The organism is Peptacetobacter sp. AB800 (assembly GCF_047807365.1).
Taxonomy (GTDB): Bacteria; Bacillota; Clostridia; order Peptostreptococcales; family Peptostreptococcaceae; genus Peptacetobacter.
In genome coordinates this window covers 54535-80087 of the sequence record NZ_JBLOUI010000006.1, presented here as the reverse complement: position 1 = coordinate 80087, position 25553 = coordinate 54535, and the positions used below count along the sequence as shown (strand labels likewise).

Sequence of the window (25553 nt, the reverse complement as noted above, 5' to 3'; positions counted from 1 at the left end):
TTTGTTAGGTTTATTTGTTGTGCAATTTTTTAAAATTTTTGAAATCAAGTTTAACCCATCGATTTATTTTTTGTTTCGAGAGTATTTTTTTCATATCAAGTTAACAAAACCGTAGTTTTGTATCTCAAGTAGGAATTATATTTTTTATAGACAAACCTCCTTTAAGGTTTATTGTATAATTAATGATAACATAAATCAGAATAATTTGAAAATAGAAAGACTTTTATCTTGCTCATCTTTGAAATGATAGAGCAGTTTTATATTTATAAATTTTACTCGGTTTTGTATTTTTTCTTTGTAAAAATTCCGTTGTCGTCACAATAAAATACAAGTGATCCATTTTTATCAGTTCTATAAACTACAGCCCCATTTTCTCTAAATGTATCTAATACGCTTCTATGTGGGTGACCATAGTCATTGTTGTATCCACAAGAGATTGCAATAGCCTCTGGTTTAAGCTTTTCTATAAATTCATCTGTTGATGAGGAAGAGCTGCCATGATGACCTGCCTTTAAAAACTCTATATCTGGCAAATTACAAGATGATAATATTTCTGACTCATTTTCTTTTTCAGCATCTCCAGTAAATAAAAACTCATAACCTTTGTAATTTAATAGCGATACAATTGAATTTAAATTATTTTTATCGGTAATTGTAGATGGAGATAAGATTTCCATAGTTGTAGAGCTATCTATTTTTAATCTATCTCCTTTTGTTAGGTATTCTATTTTTAAATTTTTCTCTTTGCAGCTATCTAAAAGATTGTAAAAAGCCTCAGAATCAGTTTTCGCATCAGGCATATAGAAATGAGATATTTTAAATTTATCTATAATATAGTCCATACTTCCAATATGGTCTGTGTCTGGATGTGTGGCAATTAAAACATCAATTTTTTTTACTCCTCTTCTTTTTAAATATGAGTAAACTGTATGCTCAGCTTCTTCATCACCTGCATCTATAAGAATACGTTTATCCTCGAGTGTCTGTATGAATATACTATCTCCTTGACCGACATCAATTATATGTACAGAAAATAATTTTTCTCTGGCGCAACCGTTTACATAGATAACTAGTAAAAGAATTGAAAAAATTTTTATAAGTGATTTACTTTTCATTTTTGTACACCTCTGTTAAAATAAATGTTTGGGAAATATAATTTTAGGGTAAAATAAAAATTATAAAATTAATAGTTCTCTCATTTGTATAGTTTACAAATTTTTTTATTTGTAAACGAGATTTGAGAAAAGAGATGAAAACAAAAGATGTGATAATTAAAAATATAAATGTATAAATATAAAATAAAAAAAGGATATGTTAAGGGGAAAAAAGGAGAGGTTTTTATGAGTAAAATAGAATTTAAAAATTTAGATATAGAATCGTTGGATAGGTTACAGCCATTCTTTGATATGACAGAGTATGAAGCATGTGATTATTGTTTTGCTACAATGTTTATGTGGCGGGATACTTACAAGACAAAATACCATATAGAAGATGATTTTGCGATAGTTTTCGGGGAATATGAAGGGGAAATATTCTCAGTACTACCACTTGCATCAAGAGAAAATGTTAAAAAAGCTATAGACTTTGCAATGAATTACTTTGAAGAAATAGAAAGTAAAGTTTATTTAAGAGGTATAAATAAGGAAATGGTGGACTATGTTCACAGTAATTACGGAGATAAATTTGAATATATAGAAGAAAGAGATTTATTTGACTACATATACGATGCTGAGTCTTTAAGAACATTAGCAGGTAGAAAAAATCAGAAGAAGAGAAATCATATAAACTACTTCTTAAAAGAGTACGAAGGAAGATTTGAAAGTAGATTATTAGATATAGCAGATTTCGACGATTGTAGAGCATTACTTGATAAGTGGAAGGTTCAGAAAGAGGACTCAGATGCTGAGGTTGACGATGGAGAATATGTAGCAATAGAAAAAATATTCAACAATTATGATAAACTAAGAGATAGAGTGAAAGTTTTTGGAATATATGTTGATGGAGCGTTAGAAGCATTTAGTATAGGTGAAAAATTAAAACCGAATATGGCTCTTATACATATAGAAAAGGCGAATCCAGAGATAAGAGGACTTTATCCATATATAAATCAGAAATTCTTAGTAGACGAATTCCCAGATGTTGAATTTGTAAATAGAGAAGAAGATTTAGGTATAGAAGGACTTAGAAAAGCTAAGCTTTCTTATCATCCTGTTAGATTTGCTGAAAAATATACAGTTAGAGAAAAATAGGAGGATCCAATGGCTGCCAGAATAGCGACTGATAAAGATTACGATCAGATAAGAAAAATATGGACATATTGTTTCAATGAAGGTGAAGAAGTAGAAAATTGCTACTTTGAAAATAAGTATAGAGCGGAAAATACTGTTGTTGCAGAGTTAGATGGAGATGTAGTTGCATCAATTCATTTGAACCAGCATACTATAAAGCTTGGTAATAAAGAAGAAAATGTATCCTATGTTGTAGGTGTATCTACATTACCAGAGGCTAGGGGCAAGGGGATGATGAAGTCTTTGATGAATTTATCATTCGAAGAGATGTACAACAGAGGACAAAATGTTTCTATACTTATGCCGATAGATTTTAGGCTTTATAGAAGATTTGGATTTGAAAATTGCTACGATATGATGGAGCACAGAATAAATATAGAGGATTTATCAGCTTTTAGAATAGAAAGAGATTTTAAAAGGGCAAAAGAATCGGATATAGATAATCTTATAGATATTTATAATAAATCTAATAGAAGATTAAATGGATATACTGTAAGAGGTAAGCAGAGATATGAGAATATGTTTAAAGAAGTAGCAGCAGATGGAGGACATATTTATATTTGTTCTGATAATGGTGTGTACGACGGATATGTTATTTATGCTATTAATGAAGGAAAATTCTTTGTTAGAGAAGTGTACTTTAGTAATACAAATGCATTAAAGTCTATTTTAGCATTTATCTACAACCACAATACACAGTGTGATAAGGTTGTTATCATGGAAGACGTTAGAAATACGATAGGTAATACATTGAAAAATCCTAAGACATCGGAATCACTTTTAAAACCATTTATGATGGGAAGAGTTGTAAATATGGATGGATGTTTTATAAATATGGCAGACTATCTTGAATGTGCTTACAATTACTTAGAAAAATTAGATGGCGATTTTGAAAGTGTAGTGATATCTGTAAAAGACAAGTATATACCACAGAATACAGCAAATTATTGTTTAAAATTTAGAGATAATGATTATAGTTTTGAAAAGCTAGAATATAATGAGGAAAATGCCGATTTAGTTTTAGATATAAATCAGATATCTCAGCTGATATTTGGATATAAAGATATAGATGATGTTTTAGATTTATACGACAAGGAAATAAACGAAAAAAAATTAGATATACTTAGAAAAGTTTTTGTTAAAAAGAGAAATCACATAAATGAATACGACTAATAAAAATGGGCTATTGCATCAGTAATTATTGATGAAGTAGCCCATTTTTTTATATTATCAATTGAATTTTTAGCAAGTTGCTGTATTTAGTTTTGAGATTGCAGATATTTTGCTTCCTATTAGATATGCAGCGACAAGTTTGATTAAGTCTGGGATTATAAATGGTATTACACACATTCCAAGAGTTGCTCCAAGTCCAATTGCTCCATTAGCGGCAGAGAATACTTTCATAAACCAAATTGTTCCAAGTGCATAACATGCTACAAGACCTATTATTGCAGAAATTATGAATGATACTTTATTTTTCCCAAAGAATTTTTCAAATCCCCACATTATTAGTGCAGTAGCTAAAAATCCTAGCAAATACCCTCCTGTTGGACCTGTTATTGCAGCAAAACCACTTTTAAATCCAGCAAATACTGGTAGACCTATTGCACCAAGTGCTAGATATATTAGAAATGATATTGTTCCAAGTTTACCTCCAAGCACTGAAATTGCTAAGTATATTCCAAATGTTTGTAGAGTAAATGGTACTGCAGTTGGAATAGAAATCCAAGAGCAAATTGCGATTATAACCGCACAAAGTGCTACGTATACTAATTCTTTTGTTTTCATAAATAATACCTCTTTTCTTTTTAATTTTTGTGTTTTGATATAAAATTTATAAATCCTTTTGCTTTATGATCATAGTATGAGATTTATGTTTACTAGAATAAATTAAAATTGGATAAATGTCAACTATATATGCACAATAAGTTTACCTAAATGCAAAAGTAAACTTATTATTTTATTTTTGGGTTACGCTAGATTTTTTATTGTTATCTTAAAAAAATAATGTATTTATTTAAATTATATAAATAATTAAAAAAAATTTATGAATATATTTTTGAAAACTGTCAAATATAAAAGTAGAAAGTAATGAGAGGTGGTTGACATATGGAGAAGAGTAGAAATTTATTTGAGAGATTGAGGGTATTTTTTATTAGAAGGCCATCTGTTATTTTATTTCTTTGTATATTTATAATTGCTATATTATCTACCAAAGGAGAATTAGTAGACAAAGTAGAAGCAAATCAGATTGTTTCTATTAAAGGTACAGTTATTTCTGAAGCGAAAAAGGATAGGTATACTCAATATAGAATAGGAGAGTGCTTGGTAAATGATTATTCTAATAAAGCTGATTTAGATGTTGGGGATGTTGTAGTGGTTAAGGGAAAGTCGAAGCTTTTAGGGGAAATGAAATTCGATGATTTCAATTATGGTAGGTATTTAAAAAGTACTGGAATAGAGGTTTACTGTATAATGAGTGATTGTAAGAAAGTTGGTATTAGTAAACCATATAAATTAATTGGAAAAATTAGAGAGTACATAAAAGATACAAATGCCTATTTGTATAAAGATAAGTCTGATTTTATTAATTCTATGCTCTTAGGAGATAAGGATCTTATGAGTGATGAGGATAAGAGGATGTTTTCGAGGACTGGTGTAAGCCATATTATAGCTGTTTCTGGGCTTCATGTAGGTATATTATGTACTTTGGCTGGATTTATGGGGAGAAGGATAAACATCGCTTTTAATATGGTAGTTGTAAATATAGTACTATTTATATACTTTTATATAGCAGGTGGAAGTCCATCTATTGGAAGAGCAGTTGTATCTTCTGTATTTGCTGATATATGCTTTGTGTTGGATAGGAAGAGAGATGGAATTAGTACACTTTCTATAATTGCTTCTGTGATGATATTTTTAAATCCATTTGTAATATACAACACAGGATTTCAACTAAGTTTTTTAGCTACTTTTTCTATAGTTTACTTTTATCCAATTATAAATAAAAGGATAAAATTTTCAGCTGCATCGGTAACTATAGCTGCAAATATAATGACTTTGCCTATAATTGTGTATAGTTTTGATGGGATTTCTATATTATCAGTTATAAGTAATGTATTAGCAGTACCATTTGTAGCTTTTGTTGTCTATATAGATGTTGCAAGTATATTTTTATTTGAAATTTTTCCGTTTATCGCAAGCATTGTAGCAGGATTAAATTCTGTAATTATAACGATAATTTATTTTATCTTAGAAAAAGTTGATGAAATATGGTTTTCATACATACAATTTACTCAATTAGACTTTAGTTTTCTTGTGATTTATTATATAATAATTAGTCTAGGCATAATTTATTATGAAATCAAAGTCGTAGAGGAGCAAAGAAATGGATTACAAGGATATTATCGGAGGAATGAAACAGAATAATTTTGAGAGAGTGTATCTTTTCTATGGAAAAGAGTATTATCTTATAGAAAATTCAATAAAAATGTTAAAGTCTGGATTAAATGAAAGTATGCTTGATTTCAACTTTGATGTTATAGATGGAAAAGAAGTACAGTTAGATCAGCTTCTTAGTTCAATAGAAACATTTCCATTTATGGACGAGAGAAAAGTTGTAATAGTTAAGGACTTTGAACTTTTTAATGGAAATAAGAAGAATTTTACAGATGCAGATGAAAAATACTTTATCGAAAGACTAGATAATATACCGGACACTACTGTACTAGCATTCATAGTTTATGGAGATATAGATAAGAGAAAGTCTATATACAAGAAGGTAAACAAGGTTGGTACTGTATGTGAATGTAAGAAATTAGATGGAATGGATCTTTTTAAATGGGTAAAAAGAGAATTCTCTAGACTTGATGTAAATGCGGAAAATGCTACAATAGCCTACTTTATAGAGCAACTTGGATATAGAGATAAAAACAGCGACATGACTCTAACAGATGTAAAAAATGAAATATTTAAAATGGGTTCTTACGCTGGAGCTGGAAATAACCTTACAAATGAAATAGTAGACAAACTTTCTCCTAGAAAAGTTGAAAACAATGTATTTAGAATGATAGATAATATAGGAATGAAAAATGCGTCTGTTGCTATGAAAATATTCAAAGACATGGTATTCGACGGGGAGCCTGTACTAAGAATAATGAGCTTAATATCTAGACAGTTTAGAATAATACTAAAAGTTAAAGATATGCAAAAAGAAAACATGAAATTCAAAGAAATGGCGTCTACACTAGGACTACAAGAATTCGTTGTAAAAAATGCAGCTAAACAGGGAACGAATTTCTCTGATGACAAACTAACAGAAATAATGAACTACATACTAGAAAGCGAATACAGAATAAAAAATGGACTAATCGGTGACGAAGCAGCCATAGAAATACTAATAGGAAAATACTGCAAATAAAATAAAACTGATTACAAAATATGTAAAAAGGTGCTTATATATAGATGTTTTAAGCTATCTATGTATAAGCACCTTTTTTATTTGTTATTATTATTGGTTTTTAATATATAGTTTTTGCAATCGCATTTATTAGCGTACTATTTTGGAGACGAGCATAGATTAATTTGCAACGACAAGTTAGTTTTTAAGATAAGGGAAAATTTAACTGAAAAAGGGTATATATTGAATTTGAGCGACAATGCAACTTGATTGCCTGGAGCAAAATTCAATATATACCCTTTTTGTGCTAAATTTGGGCAATAAAAAAACCCCCTTTAGCGAACAGGGGGTCATATATGTCATATTAAACTGGTAATTAAGCGTTCATACCGTTTAATTTCTGAGCTAATTTAGCTACTTTTCTTGATGCAGCGTTTTTATGTATAGTTCCTTTAGAAGCTACCTGATATATTCTTTTCTGTGCGTACTGGAATCTAGCTTTAGCTTCTTCAACGTTTCCTGCTGCAACTGCTTCATCGAATCTTCTTATAGCTGTTTTAACCTGAGATTTTCTTACTCTGTTTAAAGCAGTTTTCTTTTCTATAACACTTATTCTTTTTTTAGCTGATTTTATGTTTGCCATTCTATTCACCTCCCACAATAACTTTATTAAATAATCACTCATCGTCAACATATTAGATTTTAACAGAATTATAAATAAAAATCAAGGAAAAATATTTATTTATTTTATATATTTTTGACAACCTGATTTGGTTATAATTTTGCTCTGCTAAAATACAGTCAATTATAAATTATACTAGGAGAGTACAAAAAAATCAATTAAAAAAACAAAAAACTAGAAAAAATATTTGTCACTTCTTTATTGAACAATGACTTTTTTATTTACATAAAGCAAGAGATAAAGTAAAATAATAGGTATGATATAAAAGCGTAACTGCGCTCATAAACGGAAAAAATGAATTTAGCGTAATAAATCGCTTTGAAATAGAGAATAATTTTGAAAGGGAGGAAACTTAATTGTCAAGCAGACAGAGTAGAACAAGAAACTTTAGTATAATTGCACATATAGACCACGGGAAATCTACTTTAGCAGATAGATTAATACAGACTACAGGTCTTGTAAGCGAAAGAGATATGAAATCTCAGCTTCTTGATAACATGGATCTTGAGAGAGAAAGAGGAATAACAATCAAATTACAGAATGTTAGACTTAAATATACGGCTAAGGACGGAGAAGAGTATTATCTTCATTTAATAGATACTCCAGGTCATGTCGATTTTAACTACGAGGTATCTAGAAGTTTAGCAGCTTGTGAAGGAGCTCTTTTAGTTGTAGATGCAGCACAGGGTGTTGAAGCTCAGACATTAGCTAATGTGTATTTAGCATTAGATCAGGATTTAGAAATACTTCCTGTTATAAATAAGATAGATTTACCAAGTGCTAGACCAGAAGAGGTAAAAGCAGAAATAGAAGACTATATAGGACTAGATGCATCTGATGCACCACTTATATCAGCTAAGAACGGAATAAATATAGAGGACGTATTAGAAGGAATAGTAAAACATGTTCCAGCTCCAGAAGGAGATTCAGAAGCTCCTTTAAAAGCTTTAATATTCGACTCATACTATGATGCATATAAAGGTGTTATAGCTTATGTAAGAGTATTTGAAGGTACTGTTAAAAAAGGCATGACAATAGAAATGATGAATACTAAGAAGAAATTCGAAGTAACAGAAGTTGGTGTTATGGCTCCTAATCCAACAGAACTTCCTGAATTATCTGCGGGAGATGTTGGTTATATAGCAGCTAGTATAAAAGATATAAGAAGTTGTCGTGTTGGTGATACAATAACTGATGCAAACAATATGACAGCTGAAGCTTTACCAGGATATAAAAAAGCAACTCCGATGGTTTATTGTGGTATATATCCAGGTGAAGGTGAAAAATACGAAAACGTAAGAGATGCTCTTGAAAAATTACAGGTAAACGATGCAGCTTTAGAATTCGAAGCTGAAACATCTGCAGCTCTTGGATTCGGATTTAGATGTGGATTCCTTGGATTATTACACATGGAAATAATGCAGGAAAGATTAGAAAGAGAATTTGACCTTAATATAGTAACAACTGCACCATCTGTTATATACAGAGTTACAAAAACTGATGGAGAAGTTGTTATGATACAGAACCCTGCAAACTTACCTGAACCAGGTGAAATACAGATGATAGAAGAGCCTATAGTTAAAGGTGATATAATAGTTCCAAAAGATTTCGTAGGGGCTGTTATGGAGCTTTGTCAGGAAAGAAGAGGAACTATGCACAATATGGAATATATTGACGATAGAAGGGTTATGCTTCACTATGACCTACCTCTAAATGAAGTTATATACGACTTCTTTGATGCGTTAAAATCAAGAACTAGAGGATATGGATCACTAGACTACGAAATGAAGGGATATGTACCTTCTAAACTTGTTAAACTTGATATACTTATCAATAAAGAACAGGTCGATGCACTTAGCTTCATAATCCACGAAACAAAAGCATTTGTAAGAGGAAAAGCTATGTGTGAAAAACTTAAAAATGAAATACCTAGACATCAGTTCGCAGTTCCAATTCAGGCAGCTGTTGGAAATAAAGTAATAGCAAGGGAAACAATAAGTGCTTTAAGAAAAGACGTTCTTGCAAAATGTTACGGTGGGGATATCTCTCGTAAAAGAAAACTTCTTGAAAAACAGAAAGAAGGTAAGAAAAGAATGCGTCAGATTGGTAGCGTAGAAGTACCACAGAAAGCATTCATGTCAGTTCTAAAACTTGACGACTAATAAAATAGAATATAAAAATAATTTGGCTGTTGCATAGGTATGTGTAACAGCCTTTTTAGAAGATAGGAAGTGATTTTTTGATAAAATTACCAGAAACAACAGAGTATATAATAGAAAAAATAGAAAAAAATGGATTTGAGGCGTTTGCAGTAGGTGGCTGTATAAGAGATAGCTTACTTGGAAGAGTGCCAAATGACTGGGATATAGCTACATCTGCAAAGCCAGAAGATATAATGAATATATTTGAAAATACTGTAGAAACAGGTATAGAACATGGTACTGTCACTGTGGTGATAGATAAGGAAGCATATGAAGTAACTACATATAGAATAGATGGGGATTACACAGATGGAAGACATCCAGATAGCGTCGAATTCACAGAGAATATAGAAGAAGATTTATCTAGAAGAGACTTTACAATAAATGCCATGGCATATAATAATTCTACAGGATTAGTAGATGTGTTTGGTGGTAGAGATGATCTTGAAAATAAGGTGATAAGATGTGTTGGCAATCCAAGAAAAAGATTTGAAGAAGATGCACTTAGAATGATGAGGGGAATTAGATTTTCTGCACAGCTTGGATTTTCTATTGAGAATGAAACTTTTAAAGCGATAGAAGAGATGTCTGATTTGATATCTGCAGTATCTATTGAGAGAATAAATCTAGAATTTACTAAGACATTGATGTCGAATGCAAAAAAAATAATGATTTACCATGAAAGTGGTATATTAAAAAATATACTACCAGAGTTATATAATATAGATAAGGATGATTTTAATAGAGATTTTTCATCATTAGAGTTGATAAAAATGGGTGTTAATTGTGCCGATTTATGCAAAAAAGATTTAGCTTGTAGATTAGCTGGGTTCTTTGTTTATATAAATGAAGCAATCGGAATTGAAAATACTAAAAAAATACTCAAAAAGATGAGATACGACAATAAAACAATTTCTAAGACTTGTGAGCTTTTAAAATACAGTATGAGAAATATTTCCAACAATAAAGAGGATTTAAAGTATTTACTTATGAAACTAGATAGTGTGGAAATGCTAGAATATTTAATTGATTTAAAAGCAGCTGAAGTAGATACATATTTAGAAGAAAGAAAAAGTAAATTTGAAGAAAAAAGCGAAGAAGAAAAGAAAATTGAAAGTGTAGGAATAGAAGTATTAGAAGCATTTACAGTAGAAGCCCTAATAGTACTAAACAATGTAGAAAATACTTTAAAAGAAATTGTGGATAACGGCGAGTGTTTTAGAGTTAAAGATTTAGATATAAATGGAAAAGATTTGATAGCAGCTGGAGTAAAACCAGGAAAAGAAATTGGAGAAATGCTAAATAAAATCTTAAAAGAAGTAATAAAAAATCCAAGTATAAATAAAAAAGAAGAATTGTTAAAAATAGTAAAATAAATAAAATTAAATATATCAAAGTTAAAAAATCTATAAATATATGCCTTGTTTGAGTATTTCGATAAAAATAGAATATATAATTAAATTTATAAAAAATTTAAAAAATTAAAAAAGTCGGTTTGAATTATAGTGAAAAGGGTATATAATGAACATAAAGAATTAATTAATATGTATCGGCTTTTTAAATTAGATTATTTATTTGTCGGTAGAAGGAGAGTACAAAATGATGGATTATAAGAATTTAATAATGAACTCAAAATCAGTTAGAAGTTTTAAAGAAAAAGAAGTTGAAGCTAAAAACTTAGACGAAATAAAAAAATATATTGAAACAGCTAAAGTTCTAGTACCTGGAATAGAAACAGAATTAAAATTCTACAACAAAGGTGAAGTATATGATAAAATGGAAGGATTAGCTGGATATAATGGATTCCTTATAGATGCACCACACTACATGCTTTTACTTTCAGATAAAAAAGATAATTATATAGAAAATGCTGGATATATAGCAGAAAATGCAAGATTAAAAGGTGTAGAATTAAAAATAGATTCTTGCTGGATAACATTTGAAGACGGAAAGAAAATACTTGAAAATATAGGAATAGTAACTGATAAAGAATTAGTTGCTTTAGTAGCATTTGGATATGCTGACGAAGCTAAGAAAAAAGTTTTAAAAGCTACTAAAACAGGAGAAAACTATTCTCAGTCAGAAATGGAAAAAGCAATAGCAGAACCTGCATCAGATAGAAAAGCTATAGAAGAAATAGTATTCATGGATAAATGGGGACAGGCAGCAGATATAGAAGATCTAGAAACAAGAGCTTTATTAGATGCATTCTCATATGCTAGACTAGCTCCTTCAGCACTTAACAAACAGCCATGGAGATTTATAGTTGACGGTGGTAAAATAGTTCTTGCTGTTGATAAAGAAGAATTAAAAGACGAATACGAAGGAAAAATAGCATCTGGTATAGTTATGTTATACTTCGGATTAATAGTAGATACAACTCTTATGGACTCTAAATGGGTATTTGATGCAAGTGGATATGAAGTACCTGCTGAATATAGAGTGGTTGGATACTGCAATATATAATTAAATTGATTATGTGAGATGTCTCGATTATTTAAAGAGGCATCTCTTTTTTTATGCTTAGAACAAATATAACCTTATCTCCAGACTTCGATGCATAGCTTTGATTTTGTAACATATTTATGTGTTGCGATGCATCTTCAGATTGTATAAAATAATAATTATTAAAAGGAGGAATGTTTGATGTTTGGAGTTTATATACATATTCCGTTTTGTGTGAAGAAGTGTAAGTACTGCGATTTTAATTCATTTAGGATGAATTTATGTGATAAGAAGAGATATTTAGATGATTTAAAGAAAGAAATTGAGATGTATTCAGATGAATGTTCTGATAGAGTTGTCGATACTATTTTCTTTGGTGGAGGTACTCCTAGTATTTTATCTTGTGATGAGATTGAGAGTTTGATGAAGTGTGTTAAAGATAGTTTTAATATTTCTGATGATGCAGAGATTACTATGGAGTGTAATCCAGGGACTATTGATAGAGAAAAGTTAGAAGCTATCAAGAAAAGTGGGATAAATAGGTTGAGTATAGGTCTTCAAGCTGTTCAAAATCATCATTTAAGTTATATAGGTAGAATTCATACTTATGAAGAGTTTGAAAAGAATTTTAAAGAAGCTAGAGATGTAGGTTTTGATAATATTAATATAGATCTTATGTTTGCTCTACCTAATCAAACCGAGGATGATTGGAAGGAGAGTTTGGAAAAAGTTGTAGCATTAAACCCTGAGCATATTTCTGCGTATTCTCTTATACTTGAAGAAGGTACAGAGCTTTTTAATATGTACGAGAGAGATGAGTTTGAACTTATGGATGAGGATAGAGATATAGAGATGTATGAATACACTATTAACTATCTAAAAAACAATGGATATAATCAGTACGAAATATCTAATTATTCTAAAGAAGGCAAAGAATGTAGACACAATATAATCTACTGGCAGTGTGAGAATTACCTTGGACTTGGTGCAGGTGCAGCTGGATATCTTGGAAGAGATAGATATACTAATGAATCTAATTTAGATAATTACCATGAAAAAATAGAAAGTGGTAAAAAACCTATTGTCAATGTAGAAAATCTATCTAATGAGGAAATGATTGAAGAAATGGTGTTTATGGGGTTAAGAATGAACTCTGGAATTAATAGAATTGATTTTAAAAATAGATTTGGAGTTGAATTCTGTGATAAATATAAAAAACAGGTAGAGGATTTAGTTGAGAGAGGTCTTTTAACTGTAGATGAGGAAAATATAAAACTAACTCAAAAGGGAAGGGAAATATCCAATAGCGTATTTTTAGAAATATTATCTTAGAGAAGAGTAAGAATATAAAAATTAGCACTCTTAGATATAGGTGGACAATTAATATAAAGAATATTGAATTTGCAATGAAGAAATCTGATTATAGTATAATTGGATTTCTTTTTTGCGTTCAAAAATACTTTTCAAAAAGTTTTTCAAAAGATGTTGACAAAAAATTCTAATGGTGTTATAAAATAAGTATAAGCTTTTTAGCACTCCTAAATGATGAGTGCTAATAAAGTAAGAAGGTGATGAATTTGGAATTGAATGAGAGAAAATTAAATATACTTAAAGCGATAGTTAAAGATTATATTGATACAGCAGAGGCTATCGGTTCTAGAACAATTTCAAAGAAACATGATTTTGGAGTTAGTGCAGCGACTATAAGAAATGAAATGGCGGATTTGGAAGAGCTAGGATATCTAATACAGCCTCACACATCTGCAGGTCGTGTTCCTTCAGTTAAAGGATATAGATTATATGTTGATTCTTTAATGAGCAAGGGAGAGCTTACTGATGAAGAAAAAAGATTAATTGAAAACTGTATGCAAAACAATATAGACAATATAAATGGTTTAATTCATGAAACATCAAAGATGTTATCAAAATTAACCAATTATACTACAGTAGCTATTACAAAGAGTATAGCAAACAACGTAATAAAATATATACAGTTGGTAAACTTAAATGAAAACGAGATACTTTTAATAGTAGTTTCAGAAAAAGGTGATGTAAAGAAAGCAAACATACCAGTAAGAGAAAATATTGAACAGGCTAAGCTAAATCTTATATCAGATAGCTTAACAAAAAGACTTGCTGGAAAGAGTGTAGCTGACTTAGATGAAAACTTTATATCATATGTAAAATATCAGATTGGTGAGTTTTCAATGATAGTCGATACATTAATAGATGTTCTAAATGGTGAAGAGTCAGATGATGATTATTCACTTACATTAAATGGAGCTACAAACATTTTCAATTATCCTGAGTTTAACGACATAATAAAAGCTAGAGAATTTTTAAATCTAGTAGAAGAAAAAGATGCCGTTACAGATCTTATTAAACAGAAGGGTATTCAAAAGGATAACTTAAATATCCTAATAGGTAATGAAAATGGAAAAGGTCTTGAAAAAGATTGTAGTGTCGTAACAGCTACATATAATGTAGATAATAATACATTAGGAAAGATAAGCTTTATAGGACCTACAAGAATGGATTACGCTAGAGTTTGCTCAATAATAAATTATATGAGCATTTTACTAAATAAAAAGAAATAAAACAGCAAAAAGCTGACGGACTGAGGGGTGTATGTCTTGGAAAATAATAAAGGTATAAACGAGGAGAAAAAAGATACTAAAACGGCTGAGGAAGCTCAGAATGAAGAAGTAAATGTTTCTAATGAAGAGATAGAAGGTGAAGCAGAAAACGTAACAGATATAAATGCTAAACTTGAAGAAAAAAAATTAAAAGATGAAATAGCTGATATGAATGATAAATATCAGAGGCTTCAAGCTGAATATGCAAACTACAGAAGAAGAACTAATGAAGAAAAAGAAAATATAGGAATATTTGCCAATGAAAAAATAATGGCAGAACTTATTCCTGTTATAGACAATATGGAAAGAGCTTTAGATTCAGCAGATAAAGGTACAGCAGTTTATCAGGGTGTTGAGCTAGTTTTAAAACAGCTTTTAGATACTCTTGGTAAATTTGGTCTTAAAGAAATACCAGCTGAAGATGAGCCTTTCGATCCAAACTTCCATCAGGCAGTTATGCAGGATCATATATGTGGCGTAGAACCTGGTAAGGTTGTAGATGTGCTACAAAAAGGATATAAATTAAATGAAAAGGTTGTAAGAGCAACTATGGTAAAAGTTTCTTGCTAGTAAATAGCAAATAAATTAATTAAATGAAAAGGTAAATTACAAATCATAATATGATTTATAATCATAAAGGAGGAAATTAAAATGGCAAAGGTAATAGGTATAGACTTAGGTACAACAAACTCATGTGTAGCAGTATTAGAAGGTGGAGAACCACAGATAATACCAAACTCAGAAGGGATGAGAACTACTCCTTCAGTAGTAGCTTTCACTAAAGATGGAGAAAGAATAGTTGGGGAACCAGCAAAAAGACAGGCAGTAACAAATGCAGATAGAACTGTAAGCTCAATAAAAACTCATATGGGTACTGACTACAAAGTAAATATAGATGGAAAAGATTATTCACCACAGGAAATATCAGCAATAATACTTCAGAAATTAAAATCTGATGCAGAAAGCTACTTAGGTGAAAAAGTAACAGAAGCAGTTATAACTGTTCCAGCATACTTCACAGATGCTCAGAGACAGGCAACTAAAGATGCTGGTAGAATAGCAGGACTTGAAGTTAAGAGAATAATAAATGAACCAACAGCAGCATCACTTGCTTACGGTATGGATAAATTAGATCAGGATAAAAAAATATTAGTATTCGACTTAGGTGGAGGTACATTCGACGTTTCATTACTTGAAATAGGTGATGGTACTTTCGAAGTTTTAGCTACAGCTGGTAACAACAGATTAGGTGGAGATGACTTCGATAAAATAGTAATAGACTACTTAGCAGAAGAATTCAAAAAAGCTGAAGGTGTTGATTTAAGAAATGACAAGATGGCTCTTCAGAGATTAAAAGAAGCTGCTGAAAAAGCTAAAAAAGAATTATCTTCAACAATGAGTACAAATATAAACCTTCCATTCATAACAGCAACTGCAGAAGGTCCAAAACACTTAAACGTAGATTTATCAAGAGCTAAATTTGAAGAATTAACAGCAGGATTAGTTGAAAAAACTATGGAACCAATGAAGAGAGCTATATCAGATGCAGGAATATCAGTTTCTGAAATAGATGACGTATTATTAGTTGGTGGTTCTACAAGAATACCAGCAGTTCAGGAAGCTGTTAAGAAATTCATAGGAAAAGAACCTCACAAAGGTATAAACCCAGACGAATGTGTTGCAGCTGGTGCTTCAATACAGGCAGGTGTATTAACTGGTGAAGTTAACGACTTATTATTATTAGACGTAACTCCATTATCATTAGGTATAGAAACATTAGGTAATGTATTCACTAAGATAATAGAAAGAAATACAACAATACCAACTAAAAAATCTCAGATATTCTCAACTGCAGCAGATAACCAGACAGCTGTTGATATACATGTACTTCAGGGTGAAAGAAGTATGGCTTACGACAATACTACATTAGGTAGATTCCAGTTAACTGATATACCACCAGCAATGAGAGGAATCCCTCAGATAGAAGTTACTTTCGATATAGATGCTAATGGTATAGTTCATGTTACAGCTAAAGATTTAGGAACTGGAAAAGAACAGAAAATAACTATAACTTCTAACACTAACTTATCTGAAGAAGAAATAGAAAGAAAAGTTAAAGAAGCTGAAATGAATGCAGAAGCAGATAAAGCTAAAAAAGAAAAAATAGAAGCTGTTAACCAGGCTGAATCAACAGTATATCAGACAGAAAAAACTTTAAAAGAAGTTGAAGATAAAATAAGTGCTGATGATAAAGAAGCAATAGAAAAAGCAATAGAAAATGTAAAATCTGTAAAAGATAAAGAAGATGCAACAGCAGAAGAAATAAGAAATGCTATAGATGAATTAATGCAGAAATTCCAGAAAGTATCTGAAATAATGTATCAGCAGGCACAGCAGGAAGCTCAGCAGCAGGCAGGTGCTGAACAGGCAAATGAAGGATCTTCTTCAAATGGTGACAATGTATACGATGCAGACTTCAAAGAAGTAGATGAAGATAAATAATATCTAACCTTTAGTATTAAGATAACTGAATGTGATTATTCCAGGAAAAAAGACTATATAGCTTGTAATTGACCTGTGAATAAAGTAAGATATTAAAGTAGAATTATAAAGTATGAATGATAGCTTGTAGTTTTAAATATTCTACAAGCTATTGTTTTATTGTAGAAAATTTGAGAAAGGAAAAGGCGGTGTCACAGGTTGAGTAGTAAAAGAGATTATTATGAACTTCTTGGTGTTGAAAAGACAGCAACAGCTCAGGAAATTAAAAAAGCATATAGAAAACTAGCTATGAAATATCACCCAGATAGAAATCCAGGTGATAAAGAAGCTGAAGAAAAATTCAAAGAAATAAATGAAGCATATGAAGTATTATCAGATGAAGAAAAGAGAAAAAGATATGATCAGTTTGGTCCAGATGGCGTAAATGGTCAAGGAGGATTTGGTGGTCAAGGTGGCTTTGGCGGCTTTGGTCAGGGTGACTTCAGTGGATTCGGCGGATTTGAAGATATATTTGGAGATATATTCGGTGGCGGATTCGGCGGATTTGGAGGATCTGGCTCAAGAAGAAGAGGTCCGGTAAGAGGTGCTGATATAAGACAGAGAGTAAGAGTTACATTTGAAGAAGCTGCAAAAGGTGTTAAAAAGGAAATAAAAGTAACTAGAAATGAAGAATGTAGCGAATGTCATGGTACAGGAGCAAAACCAGGAACTTCTAAGAAAACTTGTCCAAACTGTAATGGTACAGGTACAGTTAGAAGTGTACAGAGAACTCCATTTGGTAATATAGCAAGTACTAAGACTTGTCCAAATTGTAATGGTACTGGTGAAATAATAGATACTCCATGTTCTAAATGTAAAGGTACAGGTAGTGTAAGAAAAACTAAGACTATTGAGGTTGATATACCAGCAGGTATAGATGATGGTCAGATGATAAAACTAGCTGGACAGGGTGAATTTGGTGAACCAGGAGCTCCAAAGGGAGATTTATATATAATAGTAGAAGTTACTCCTCATGAAATATTCAGAAGAGATGGATACGATATTTATATAGATATGCCTATAACATTTGTTCAGGCAGCACTTGGTGATGAGATAGAAGTACCAACTCTTGATGGTAAAGTTAAATATACTATACCAGAAGGTACTCAGACAGGTACAGTATTTAGATTAAGAGATAGAGGTATAAAACGTCTAAGAGGTAATTCTAAGGGTGATCAGTACGTTAAGGTTAATGTAGAAGTACCTAAGAAGTTATCTGAAAAACAGAAAGAATTATTAAGAGAATTCGCAGGTGAATGTGGGTCGAAAGAACACGAAAAAAAAGCCACATTCGGGGAAAAAATAGATAGATTATTTGGAAAGAAAAAGAAATAAATAATGAAAAGAGATGTCCAAGATTTTTCAAGGGCATCTTTTTTTAACTTCAAATCGAATCTAAACTCCTCTCCAGGCTTCGGCACATCGCATTTATTCTATAACACATTTATATGTTGCGATGTGCCTCCAGATTGTCGAGAGCGTATTAGATTCGATATTGAAGTTTAAAGTTAGTTTTTATGAAAAATCTTTAGGACATCTCTTTTTCATTTTATTTTCCAAAAGTAGAAGATTTTGGTAAAAGTACATAAAAAAGAAAATTTATCTTGAAAGATTGGTTTATTAATGGTATTTTTTGTAATGAGAAAAATTTGTGAATAGTTATGAAAGGTTTAGTAAAGGAGAGTAGTAATGGAAGAGAAGAAAGGTTTTAGTATAAATTGGGTAGAGCTTGGGAAGTTATTTTTAGCAGCTTTAGTTATTTTTACGCTTAAACATTTTGTTGTTAATTTTGCTGGAGTTGAGTTTAGAAATAATGAGACTACTAGCATGGGTGGAGTTCTTTTAGGGTTAGTGTTTGTAGCGATGGTGCTTGAATACTGGAAGGGATTCCATATTATAGGCAAAGGTGACGGTAAAGGAGCGAGTATCATAGCTGGGATAGGTGCTGGTATATTTGCAAGTTCTATAATGAATTTCTTTATAACTGTTGTAGTTGCAGCGATAGTATTTGGTATTTTAGATTATTTCTTATCTGGCAAGAGAGAAAAGGAAAGATTGGAGAGAGAAGCTAGAAAGCCTAAACACGATGGCAAAAAGAAGAAATCTAAGAAGAAAAAAAGATAGTTAGTTTTTATAAGGTTGTGCTATGAAGATTTAGTAGCACAACCTTTTTTTCTAGAAAGAAAAGATAATAGATAAAAATTGTTATATAGTATGATATAATAAAAGGTAATGTAAAATGGAAAATTTTGACTATGTGTCAATTTAAAGAATAATATTTTTTAGATGGAGGTTAGAAAAATGGGAAATTGGATAGAAGTAACAATTAGAACAACAACAGAAGCAGTTGAAGCTATAACAAATATACTTTATGAAAATGGAGCAGCAGGAGCTATGATAGAAGACCCTAATGACTTTAAATTCCAGAAAAAACACGAATACGATTGGGATTATGTTGAAGAAGAAGTATTCAACAAAAGTGGAGAAGATTGCGTAAAAATAAAAACATATATATCTGAAGAAAAAAATGTACCAGAATTTGTTGAAAATGTAAGACATAGAATATCAACACTTAAAGATTTTGGTATAGATCCAGGGGAAGGAAGTGTGTCTTTAGATACAGTTAATGAAGCAGACTGGGCAAACAACTGGAAAAAATACTACAAACCAACAAAAGTAGGTGAAAAAATAGTTATAAAACCATCTTGGGAAGAATACGAAGAACAGGATGGGGATATAGTTATAGAGTTAGATCCAGGTATGGCATTTGGTACAGGTACTCACGAAACAACTAGTATGTGTATATGCCAGTTAGAAAAATACGTTACTCCAGATGCTAAGGTATTCGATATAGGTTGTGGTAGTGGTATATTAGCAATAGCAGCTGCTAAATTAGGTGCTAACGATGTTACAGCAGTTGATTTAGATGAAGTAGCTGTTGAAGTTGCTAAAGAAAATGTAAAAGAAAGTAATGTAGAAGATAAGGTTACAGTACTTCATGGAAACTTAACTGATGTTATACATGATAAAGCAGATGTTGTTGTAGCTAATATAATAGCAGATATAATAAAAATACTTGCTAAAGATGTACAGCAGTTTATGAAAGAAGATGCTGTGTTTATATCTTCAGGTATAATACTTGCAAAAATAGATGAAGTAGTAGAAAGTCTTGAAGAAAATGGATTTGAAATAGTAGAAGTTATCAGAAAAGGAGAATGGTCTGCTATAGTATCTAAAATAAAAAAATAAATTTCAATTAGAAGTTTTATAGAATAAATTTTATTTTAAAAGGATATTATTATGGATTGGACATGGACTATGGATAGATTTTTTGTAGACAAGAACAATATAAATTTAGAAGAAAATACATGCATCATAGAATGTGAAGATGTAAAGCATATAACAAAAGTTCTTAGATATAGAGAAGGCGAAAAACTTGAAATCTGTGACGGAGAAGATAACGAGTATATTGGCGAAATAAAATCTATGTCTAAGGAAGAAGTTTGTCTAGATATAATAGACAAAAGGGATATAAAAAGAGAATCTAAGTTAAGGGTTAGAGTATATCAGGGAATGCCAAAAGGTCCTAAGATGGAGTATATTCTTCAGAAATTAACAGAAGTTGGAACTGATGAAATAATTCTAGTAGATACTAAGAGAAGTGTTGCCAAAGTAGATGGCAAAAAAGAAGATAAAAAGCTTGAAAGATGGGAAAGAATCATCTATGAAGCTGCAAAACAGTCTAAAAGAGGAAAAATTCCTACATTAAAAGGAGTTTTAAGTTTTAAAGAAGCTCTTGATGATATGAAGAGAAATGATTACAATATTTGCCCTTATGAAGACGAAAGAAATATACCTTTAGTTAAAGAGATAAGAGGACTTGATATAGAAAGTATAGGTATATTTATAGGACCAGAAGGTGGAATTGCTGATGAAGAAATAGATGCACTTAAAGAAAATGGAGCAAAAGTAGTTACTCTTGGTCCTAGAATTCTTAGAACAGAAACTGCATCTACTGTAGCCTCAGCACTTGTACAATACGAATTAGGTGATTTAGGAGGAAAAATATAAGTGAAAAAAGTTGCTTTTTACACACTTGGATGTAAAGTAAACCAGTATGAAACAGAAGCTATGATAGAATTATTTGAACATGCTGGATATGAGCACGTTCAGAGTGAAGAATATGCAGATGTTTATGTTATAAATACTTGTACTGTTACTCACATGAGTGATAGAAAATCAAGACAGTATATAAGAAGAGTTAAGAAAAAGAACCCAAACTCTGTAATAGCTGTTGTAGGATGTTATTCTCAGGTTGCTCCAGAGGAAATACTAGATATAGAAGAAGTAAATTTAGTTATGGGTACTAATGATAGAAGACATATCGTTGAAAAAGTAGAGGCTGTTACATGCAATGATAAGGTGTCTACAGTAGACGATATAATGAAGGTAAAAGAATTTGAAGAGATAGAAATAACTCAGACTAATGGTAGAACTAGAGCATTTATGAAAATTCAGGATGGATGCGATAGATTCTGTACATATTGTATAATTCCTTATGCAAGAGGAAGAGTTAGAAGTAGAGATCTTGATAATATAGTCGAAGAAGTTAAATTATTGGCTTCTAAGGGCTATAAAGAGGTAGTACTTACAGGAATACACGTTGCATCTTATGGTAAGGATATAAAGGACAAAGAAGTTAAATTATTAGATGTTATAAAAGCTGTAAATGAAATAGATGGTATAGAAAGAATAAGAACTAGTTCAGTTGAGCCAATATTATTTACTGATGAGTTTGTAGAAGAAATTTCTAAGATGGATAAAGTTTGTCCTCATTTCCATTTGTCACTACAGAGTGGATGTGATGCAACTTTAGATAGAATGAACAGAAGATACACTACTGCTGAATATAGAGAAATAGTAGAAAGATTAAGAGAAAAAATGCCAGATGTTGCTATAACTACAGACGTTATAGTTGGATTCCCTGGAGAAACTAATGAAGAATTTAAACAGACTTATGAATTCTTAAAGGATATAGAATTAGCACAGATGCATGTATTCAAATATTCTCCAAGAAAAGGTACTCCAGCGGCTAAGATGGACAATCAGATAGATCCTCAGGTAAAACACATGAGAAGTGAACAACTTATATCTCTATCTAAAAATAATTTCGATAAATTTGCAGAAAAATTTATAGGTAGAGAAATGGATGTTTTATTTGAAGAAACTACTAAATCTGGAAACTATGAAGGGCTTACAATGAACTACATGAGAGTTGAAGCTCCAAGTGAAGAAGATATTTCTGGACAGATAAGAAAAGTAAAAATAACAGGAATAAAAGAAGACTATGTTGAAGGTGTATTAATATAGTAGAAAATAAAAAATATAAACTAGAGATAAAATCCTTCTGATTTTGCCAATTAATTTGGTGAAAAAAGAAGGATTTTTTATTTTAGTGTAGAATTTTATAAAGATAACAAATCGGAGGTGAATTAACTATGGATTGTATATTCTGTAAAATAGCAAATGGAGAAATACCATCATCAAAAGTTTATGAAGATGATAAAATATTAGCGTTTAACGACCTTAATCCTGTTGCGCCATATCATATACTTGTAATACCTAAAAAACACTACGCTAGTATATTAGACGTGCCAGCAGAAGAAATGGGGATAATAGCTGATATACACAACGCTATAAACACAATAGCTAAAGAAAAAGGATTCGATAAAACTGGATTCAGAATAATAAATAACTGTGGTGAAGATGGTGGTCAGGAAGTTAAACACATACACTACCATGTACTAGCAGGTAAAAAACTTCCTAACTACGAAGCAGAAGAAAAATAGGAGTATTTTCCTATATCAATCTCGGCTAAATTGATGCTAGGGTAATTTTAAAAAAATGTTAAAAAAAATGTCGGATTAGGAATAAAAATACTTGATAAAAGTAAAGATTTAGTTTATACTAGATTAAGTGTTAGGTTTGTAATCCTTAACAGTTGTTACAGTCCCAGCATAATTGCGCTATCGGAGGGAGGGAAAAAGAATGTCAGAAGTTAGAGTAAGAGAAAATGAATCATTAGACAGTGCTTTAAGAAGATTTAAACGTCAGTGTGCAATGTCTGGCATAATGTCTGAAGTTAGAAAAAGAGAACACTACGATAAACCAAGTGTAAAACGTAAGAAAAAAGCTGAAGCAGCTAGAAGAAAAAACGCTAAAAGATAGTAGCAAATAAAAGCAAAGAGGTGAGGGGAAATGACCCTTAAACAAAAATTACAAGAAGATCTAAAGACTTCAATGAAAAACAAAGATACATTGAGAAAATCAGTTATAACTTTAATAAGATCTTCAATAAAGCAAGTAGAAGTTGATAAACGAATCGAATTGAACGATGATGATATTATTGATATAATATCAAAACAGCTAAAACAGCGCAATGACAGTTTAGAACAATTTCTAGATGCTGGAAGGGAAGATTTAGTTGAAGAGACTAGATCAGAAATAGAAGTATTAAAAGAGTACCTACCTCAACAATTAAGCGAAGAAGAGCTAAATGAGATTGTAAAACAGACTATATCTGAAGTAGGAGCAACTTCTATGAAGGATATGGGAAAAATAATGTCAGTTATAAAACCTAAAACAAAAGGTAGAGCTGACGGAAAACTAATTAATAAATTAGTTAAGGAAAACTTACAATAAATATGTATATATGGCCTGGATATTTTATCCAGGCTTTTAATCTTTTTTGAATAAATTTATTAAAGATAGAAAATACCGTTTTAAGAGTTAGATAATAATAGACTTTTAAAATGGTATTTTTGTTTTTTTGAAAAAGTTTTGAAACTAAAATTTGATGTATATTCAAGATGAATATATATATTCTGAAAAATAAATTTTGTACTAAAAAGTAATCATCATATATAAAATAAACACATTGAAATAAATAATCTATATAATAAAATAATCTTAATCAAAAAAATAAAACATGCTTGTAATATAATCATGATTATGTTATGATATAGTCATAACGAAGAGGAGGTAAAAAACTGTATGAATGAAGGAAGATTAAAAAAGAATATGCCAACATTGGTAATTCTTTCAATAGCAGGTGCGCTTATATATGCGTTACCGTACTTTAGAAATTATTATTATGATACTTTTTTAGCAGCATTTAAATTAACTAATACTCAAATGGGTACATTAGGAAGTGCTTATGGAGTATGTTGTTTAATATCTTATGTATTTGGTGGTTATTGTGCAGATAGATGGAAAACAAAAAATCTATTAATGATATCACTTATTTCAACTGGATTATTAGGATTTACATTATTAACATATCCTCCATATCCTGTATTATTAGCAATACATGCAGCTTGGGGAATAACTTCAATTCTTACTTTCTGGAGTGCACTTGTAAAAGCTGTTAGATCACTAGCAAGTGAAAACGAACAAGGAAAAGCATTTGGATTCTTTGAAGGTGGTAGAGGTGTAACAAACATAATACAGTCTATGTTTGTACTAGCAATATTTGCATTCTTCTCAAAAAGAATGAGTGAAAAAATGGCTTTATCTGCTGTTATAATAGTGTACTCAGTTATATGCTTAGTACTTGCAGTTGCAATAATGTTCTTATTTAAAGAAGTTGAAGATGGAACTAAAAAAGAAGACAAAAAAGCAGTATTTGACTGGGCAGCTCTTAAAAAGATATTAAAAATGCCTACAACTTGGGTTGCAGCATTAATAATATTCCCGTCTTATGCAATGATAATAAGTTACTACTACATAACACCATATGCATCATTAGCATTTGGAACAACAGCTGTTATCTCAGCAGCAATAGGTTATCTATCACAGTACTGTAGACCAATAGGTTGTATGGGAAGTGGTGTTATAGGTGATAAAATAGGTGTTTCAAATATGGTTATAATATCTTACATATTAATGATAATAGGTATAGTAGGATTAATCTTAGTACCAGGAAAACCTTCTATGATATTTATGCTATTAGTTTCAATAGCTTTAATATACACAACTATGTATGCTCTTCAGGCAATGCATTTCGCTATACTATCTGAAGCTGATTATCCTGTTGAAGTTACTGGTGCAGTAACAATGCCTCTTATGATGTTAGGATACAGCCCAGAAATAATAATGCCAATTATAGCAGGTAAATGTATAGATAAATTCCAGGGCGTATTAGGATACAAAGTATTCTTTGGAATATTACTAGCATTAGCTGTTGCAGGTGTTGTATTTGTATTAATTTGGAAGAGAATAACAAAAGATTATAGAGAAAGTTTAAAAGAAAAAGAAGCTGAAACAGCTACAAATGTAGCAGAAGCATAAAAAATTAACCCT

Annotated in this window: 23 protein-coding genes; 20 read left to right on the top strand and 3 right to left on the bottom strand. The window is 30.8% G+C overall.

Annotated features, from left to right (window positions below; translation table 11 throughout):
- Window positions 1-272: 272 nt before the first annotated feature.
- Complete coding sequence (locus ACK2WN_RS03930; protein ID WP_300528527.1) at window positions 273-1115, bottom strand: ComEC/Rec2 family competence protein; 843 nt, start codon at window positions 1113-1115, stop codon at window positions 273-275.
- 234 nt (window positions 1116-1349) lie between these two features.
- Between ACK2WN_RS03930 and ACK2WN_RS03925 the strand changes: the two genes are divergently transcribed.
- Together ACK2WN_RS03925 and eis are read left to right on the top strand one after the other, a co-directional pair.
- Window positions 1350-2249 carry a DUF2156 domain-containing protein gene (locus ACK2WN_RS03925; protein ID WP_300528596.1) on the top strand — a complete coding sequence of 300 codons (900 nt, stop codon included), beginning with the start codon at window positions 1350-1352 and terminating at the stop codon, window positions 2247-2249.
- Window positions 2250-2258: 9 nt separating this feature from the next.
- Window positions 2259-3461: a GNAT family N-acetyltransferase gene (gene eis, locus ACK2WN_RS03920; RefSeq protein ID WP_329999504.1), complete on the top strand. Its 1203-nt coding sequence runs from the start codon at window positions 2259-2261 to the stop codon at window positions 3459-3461.
- A gap of 69 nt (window positions 3462-3530) precedes the next feature.
- Here the strand turns inward: eis and ACK2WN_RS03915 are convergent, their stop codons facing one another.
- A complete protein-coding gene (locus ACK2WN_RS03915; RefSeq protein WP_416154889.1) occupies window positions 3531-4076 on the bottom strand; it encodes a biotin transporter BioY in 546 nt (181 codons plus the stop codon).
- 321 nt (window positions 4077-4397) lie between these two features.
- Between ACK2WN_RS03915 and ACK2WN_RS03910 the strand changes: the two genes are divergently transcribed.
- Both ACK2WN_RS03910 and holA read left to right on the top strand, forming a co-directional pair.
- Window positions 4398-5717 (top strand): ComEC/Rec2 family competence protein, encoded by a 1320-nt coding sequence (locus tag ACK2WN_RS03910; protein ID WP_300528535.1) that lies wholly within the window; start codon window positions 4398-4400, stop codon window positions 5715-5717.
- The gene (gene holA / locus ACK2WN_RS03905) at window positions 5677-6708 is read left to right on the top strand and encodes a DNA polymerase III subunit delta (protein WP_300528538.1); all 1032 of its coding nucleotides are present in this window, start codon (window positions 5677-5679) and stop codon (window positions 6706-6708) included. The genes ACK2WN_RS03910 and holA overlap by 41 nt, the downstream gene beginning before the upstream one ends.
- Window positions 6709-7063: 355 nt before the next feature.
- Here holA and rpsT read toward each other — a convergent pair whose 3' ends face one another.
- A complete protein-coding gene (gene rpsT, locus ACK2WN_RS03900) occupies window positions 7064-7330 on the bottom strand; it encodes a 30S ribosomal protein S20 (RefSeq protein ID WP_040410674.1) in 267 nt (88 codons plus the stop codon).
- Window positions 7331-7725: 395 nt separating this feature from the next.
- On the opposite strand from rpsT, the gene lepA reads away from it, so the two are divergent.
- From lepA to ACK2WN_RS03820, 16 genes are all read left to right on the top strand, one after another.
- Window positions 7726-9531 (top strand): translation elongation factor 4, encoded by a 1806-nt coding sequence (gene lepA, locus ACK2WN_RS03895; protein WP_300528539.1) that lies wholly within the window; start codon window positions 7726-7728, stop codon window positions 9529-9531.
- Between the two features lie 77 nt (window positions 9532-9608).
- Window positions 9609-10946: a CCA tRNA nucleotidyltransferase gene (locus ACK2WN_RS03890; RefSeq protein ID WP_416154888.1), complete on the top strand. Its 1338-nt coding sequence runs from the start codon at window positions 9609-9611 to the stop codon at window positions 10944-10946.
- Between the two features lie 223 nt (window positions 10947-11169).
- Window positions 11170-12036, top strand: coding sequence for a nitroreductase family protein (locus ACK2WN_RS03885; protein ID WP_329998523.1), 867 nt, complete (start codon window positions 11170-11172; stop codon window positions 12034-12036).
- Between the two features lie 180 nt (window positions 12037-12216).
- Window positions 12217-13347, top strand: coding sequence for a radical SAM family heme chaperone HemW (gene hemW, locus ACK2WN_RS03880; RefSeq protein WP_300528545.1), 1131 nt, complete (start codon window positions 12217-12219; stop codon window positions 13345-13347).
- Window positions 13348-13592: 245 nt separating this feature from the next.
- The gene (hrcA, locus tag ACK2WN_RS03875; RefSeq protein WP_300528547.1) at window positions 13593-14612 is read left to right on the top strand and encodes a heat-inducible transcriptional repressor HrcA; all 1020 of its coding nucleotides are present in this window, start codon (window positions 13593-13595) and stop codon (window positions 14610-14612) included.
- Between the two features lie 27 nt (window positions 14613-14639).
- Entirely contained in the window at window positions 14640-15221 is a 582-nt protein-coding gene (gene grpE / locus ACK2WN_RS03870; RefSeq protein WP_300528549.1) for a nucleotide exchange factor GrpE, read from the top strand.
- 81 nt (window positions 15222-15302) lie between these two features.
- Window positions 15303-17153 (top strand): molecular chaperone DnaK, encoded by a 1851-nt coding sequence (dnaK, locus tag ACK2WN_RS03865; RefSeq protein ID WP_416154887.1) that lies wholly within the window; start codon window positions 15303-15305, stop codon window positions 17151-17153.
- 198 nt (window positions 17154-17351) lie between these two features.
- Window positions 17352-18527: a molecular chaperone DnaJ gene (dnaJ, locus tag ACK2WN_RS03860; RefSeq protein WP_300528554.1), complete on the top strand. Its 1176-nt coding sequence runs from the start codon at window positions 17352-17354 to the stop codon at window positions 18525-18527.
- A 354-nt stretch (window positions 18528-18881) separates the two neighbouring features.
- Window positions 18882-19316, top strand: a complete 435-nt coding sequence (locus tag ACK2WN_RS03855) for a hypothetical protein (protein WP_300528556.1) — start codon at window positions 18882-18884, stop codon at window positions 19314-19316.
- 177 nt (window positions 19317-19493) lie between these two features.
- Complete coding sequence (gene prmA / locus ACK2WN_RS03850; RefSeq protein ID WP_040410675.1) at window positions 19494-20441, top strand: 50S ribosomal protein L11 methyltransferase; 948 nt, start codon at window positions 19494-19496, stop codon at window positions 20439-20441.
- A gap of 69 nt (window positions 20442-20510) precedes the next feature.
- Window positions 20511-21263 carry a 16S rRNA (uracil(1498)-N(3))-methyltransferase gene (locus tag ACK2WN_RS03845; RefSeq protein ID WP_416154890.1) on the top strand — a complete coding sequence of 251 codons (753 nt, stop codon included), beginning with the start codon at window positions 20511-20513 and terminating at the stop codon, window positions 21261-21263.
- The gene (mtaB, locus tag ACK2WN_RS03840) at window positions 21264-22562 is read left to right on the top strand and encodes a tRNA (N(6)-L-threonylcarbamoyladenosine(37)-C(2))-methylthiotransferase MtaB (protein WP_416154886.1); all 1299 of its coding nucleotides are present in this window, start codon (window positions 21264-21266) and stop codon (window positions 22560-22562) included.
- 128 nt (window positions 22563-22690) lie between these two features.
- Window positions 22691-23041, top strand: coding sequence for a histidine triad nucleotide-binding protein (locus tag ACK2WN_RS03835; RefSeq protein WP_006440914.1), 351 nt, complete (start codon window positions 22691-22693; stop codon window positions 23039-23041).
- Between the two features lie 199 nt (window positions 23042-23240).
- Window positions 23241-23420, top strand: coding sequence for a 30S ribosomal protein S21 (gene rpsU / locus ACK2WN_RS03830; RefSeq protein WP_002844447.1), 180 nt, complete (start codon window positions 23241-23243; stop codon window positions 23418-23420).
- A 30-nt stretch (window positions 23421-23450) separates the two neighbouring features.
- A complete protein-coding gene (locus tag ACK2WN_RS03825) occupies window positions 23451-23894 on the top strand; it encodes a GatB/YqeY domain-containing protein (RefSeq protein ID WP_006440915.1) in 444 nt (147 codons plus the stop codon).
- 351 nt (window positions 23895-24245) lie between these two features.
- On the top strand, window positions 24246-25541 hold the full coding sequence (locus ACK2WN_RS03820; RefSeq protein ID WP_300528565.1) for an MFS transporter: 1296 nt from the start codon (window positions 24246-24248) through the stop codon (window positions 25539-25541).
- Window positions 25542-25553 lie beyond the last annotated feature (12 nt).

Bases quoted from the DNA above. Each gene is read 5' to 3' on its own strand.
- ACK2WN_RS03855 (WP_300528556.1), top strand. From the start codon at position 18,882: ATGGAAGAGAAGAAAGGTTTTAGTATAAATTGGGTAGAGCTTGGGAAG.
- holA (WP_300528538.1), top strand. From the start codon at position 5,677: ATGGATTACAAGGATATTATCGGAGGAATGAAACAGAATAATTTTGAG.
- rpsU (WP_002844447.1), top strand. From the start codon at position 23,241: ATGTCAGAAGTTAGAGTAAGAGAAAATGAATCATTAGACAGTGCTTTA.
- ACK2WN_RS03910 (WP_300528535.1), top strand. From the start codon at position 4,398: ATGGAGAAGAGTAGAAATTTATTTGAGAGATTGAGGGTATTTTTTATT.
- ACK2WN_RS03835 (WP_006440914.1), top strand. From the start codon at position 22,691: ATGGATTGTATATTCTGTAAAATAGCAAATGGAGAAATACCATCATCA.
- ACK2WN_RS03820 (WP_300528565.1), top strand. From the start codon at position 24,246: ATGAATGAAGGAAGATTAAAAAAGAATATGCCAACATTGGTAATTCTT.
- eis (WP_329999504.1), top strand. From the start codon at position 2,259: ATGGCTGCCAGAATAGCGACTGATAAAGATTACGATCAGATAAGAAAA.
- ACK2WN_RS03825 (WP_006440915.1), top strand. From the start codon at position 23,451: ATGACCCTTAAACAAAAATTACAAGAAGATCTAAAGACTTCAATGAAA.
- ACK2WN_RS03915 (WP_416154889.1), bottom strand. From the start codon at position 4,076: ATGAAAACAAAAGAATTAGTATACGTAGCACTTTGTGCGGTTATAATC.
- ACK2WN_RS03885 (WP_329998523.1), top strand. From the start codon at position 11,170: ATGATGGATTATAAGAATTTAATAATGAACTCAAAATCAGTTAGAAGT.
- dnaK (WP_416154887.1), top strand. From the start codon at position 15,303: ATGGCAAAGGTAATAGGTATAGACTTAGGTACAACAAACTCATGTGTA.
- ACK2WN_RS03845 (WP_416154890.1), top strand. From the start codon at position 20,511: ATGGATAGATTTTTTGTAGACAAGAACAATATAAATTTAGAAGAAAAT.
- prmA (WP_040410675.1), top strand. From the start codon at position 19,494: ATGGGAAATTGGATAGAAGTAACAATTAGAACAACAACAGAAGCAGTT.
- ACK2WN_RS03930 (WP_300528527.1), bottom strand. From the start codon at position 1,115: ATGAAAAGTAAATCACTTATAAAAATTTTTTCAATTCTTTTACTAGTT.
- rpsT (WP_040410674.1), bottom strand. From the start codon at position 7,330: ATGGCAAACATAAAATCAGCTAAAAAAAGAATAAGTGTTATAGAAAAG.
- hemW (WP_300528545.1), top strand. From the start codon at position 12,217: ATGTTTGGAGTTTATATACATATTCCGTTTTGTGTGAAGAAGTGTAAG.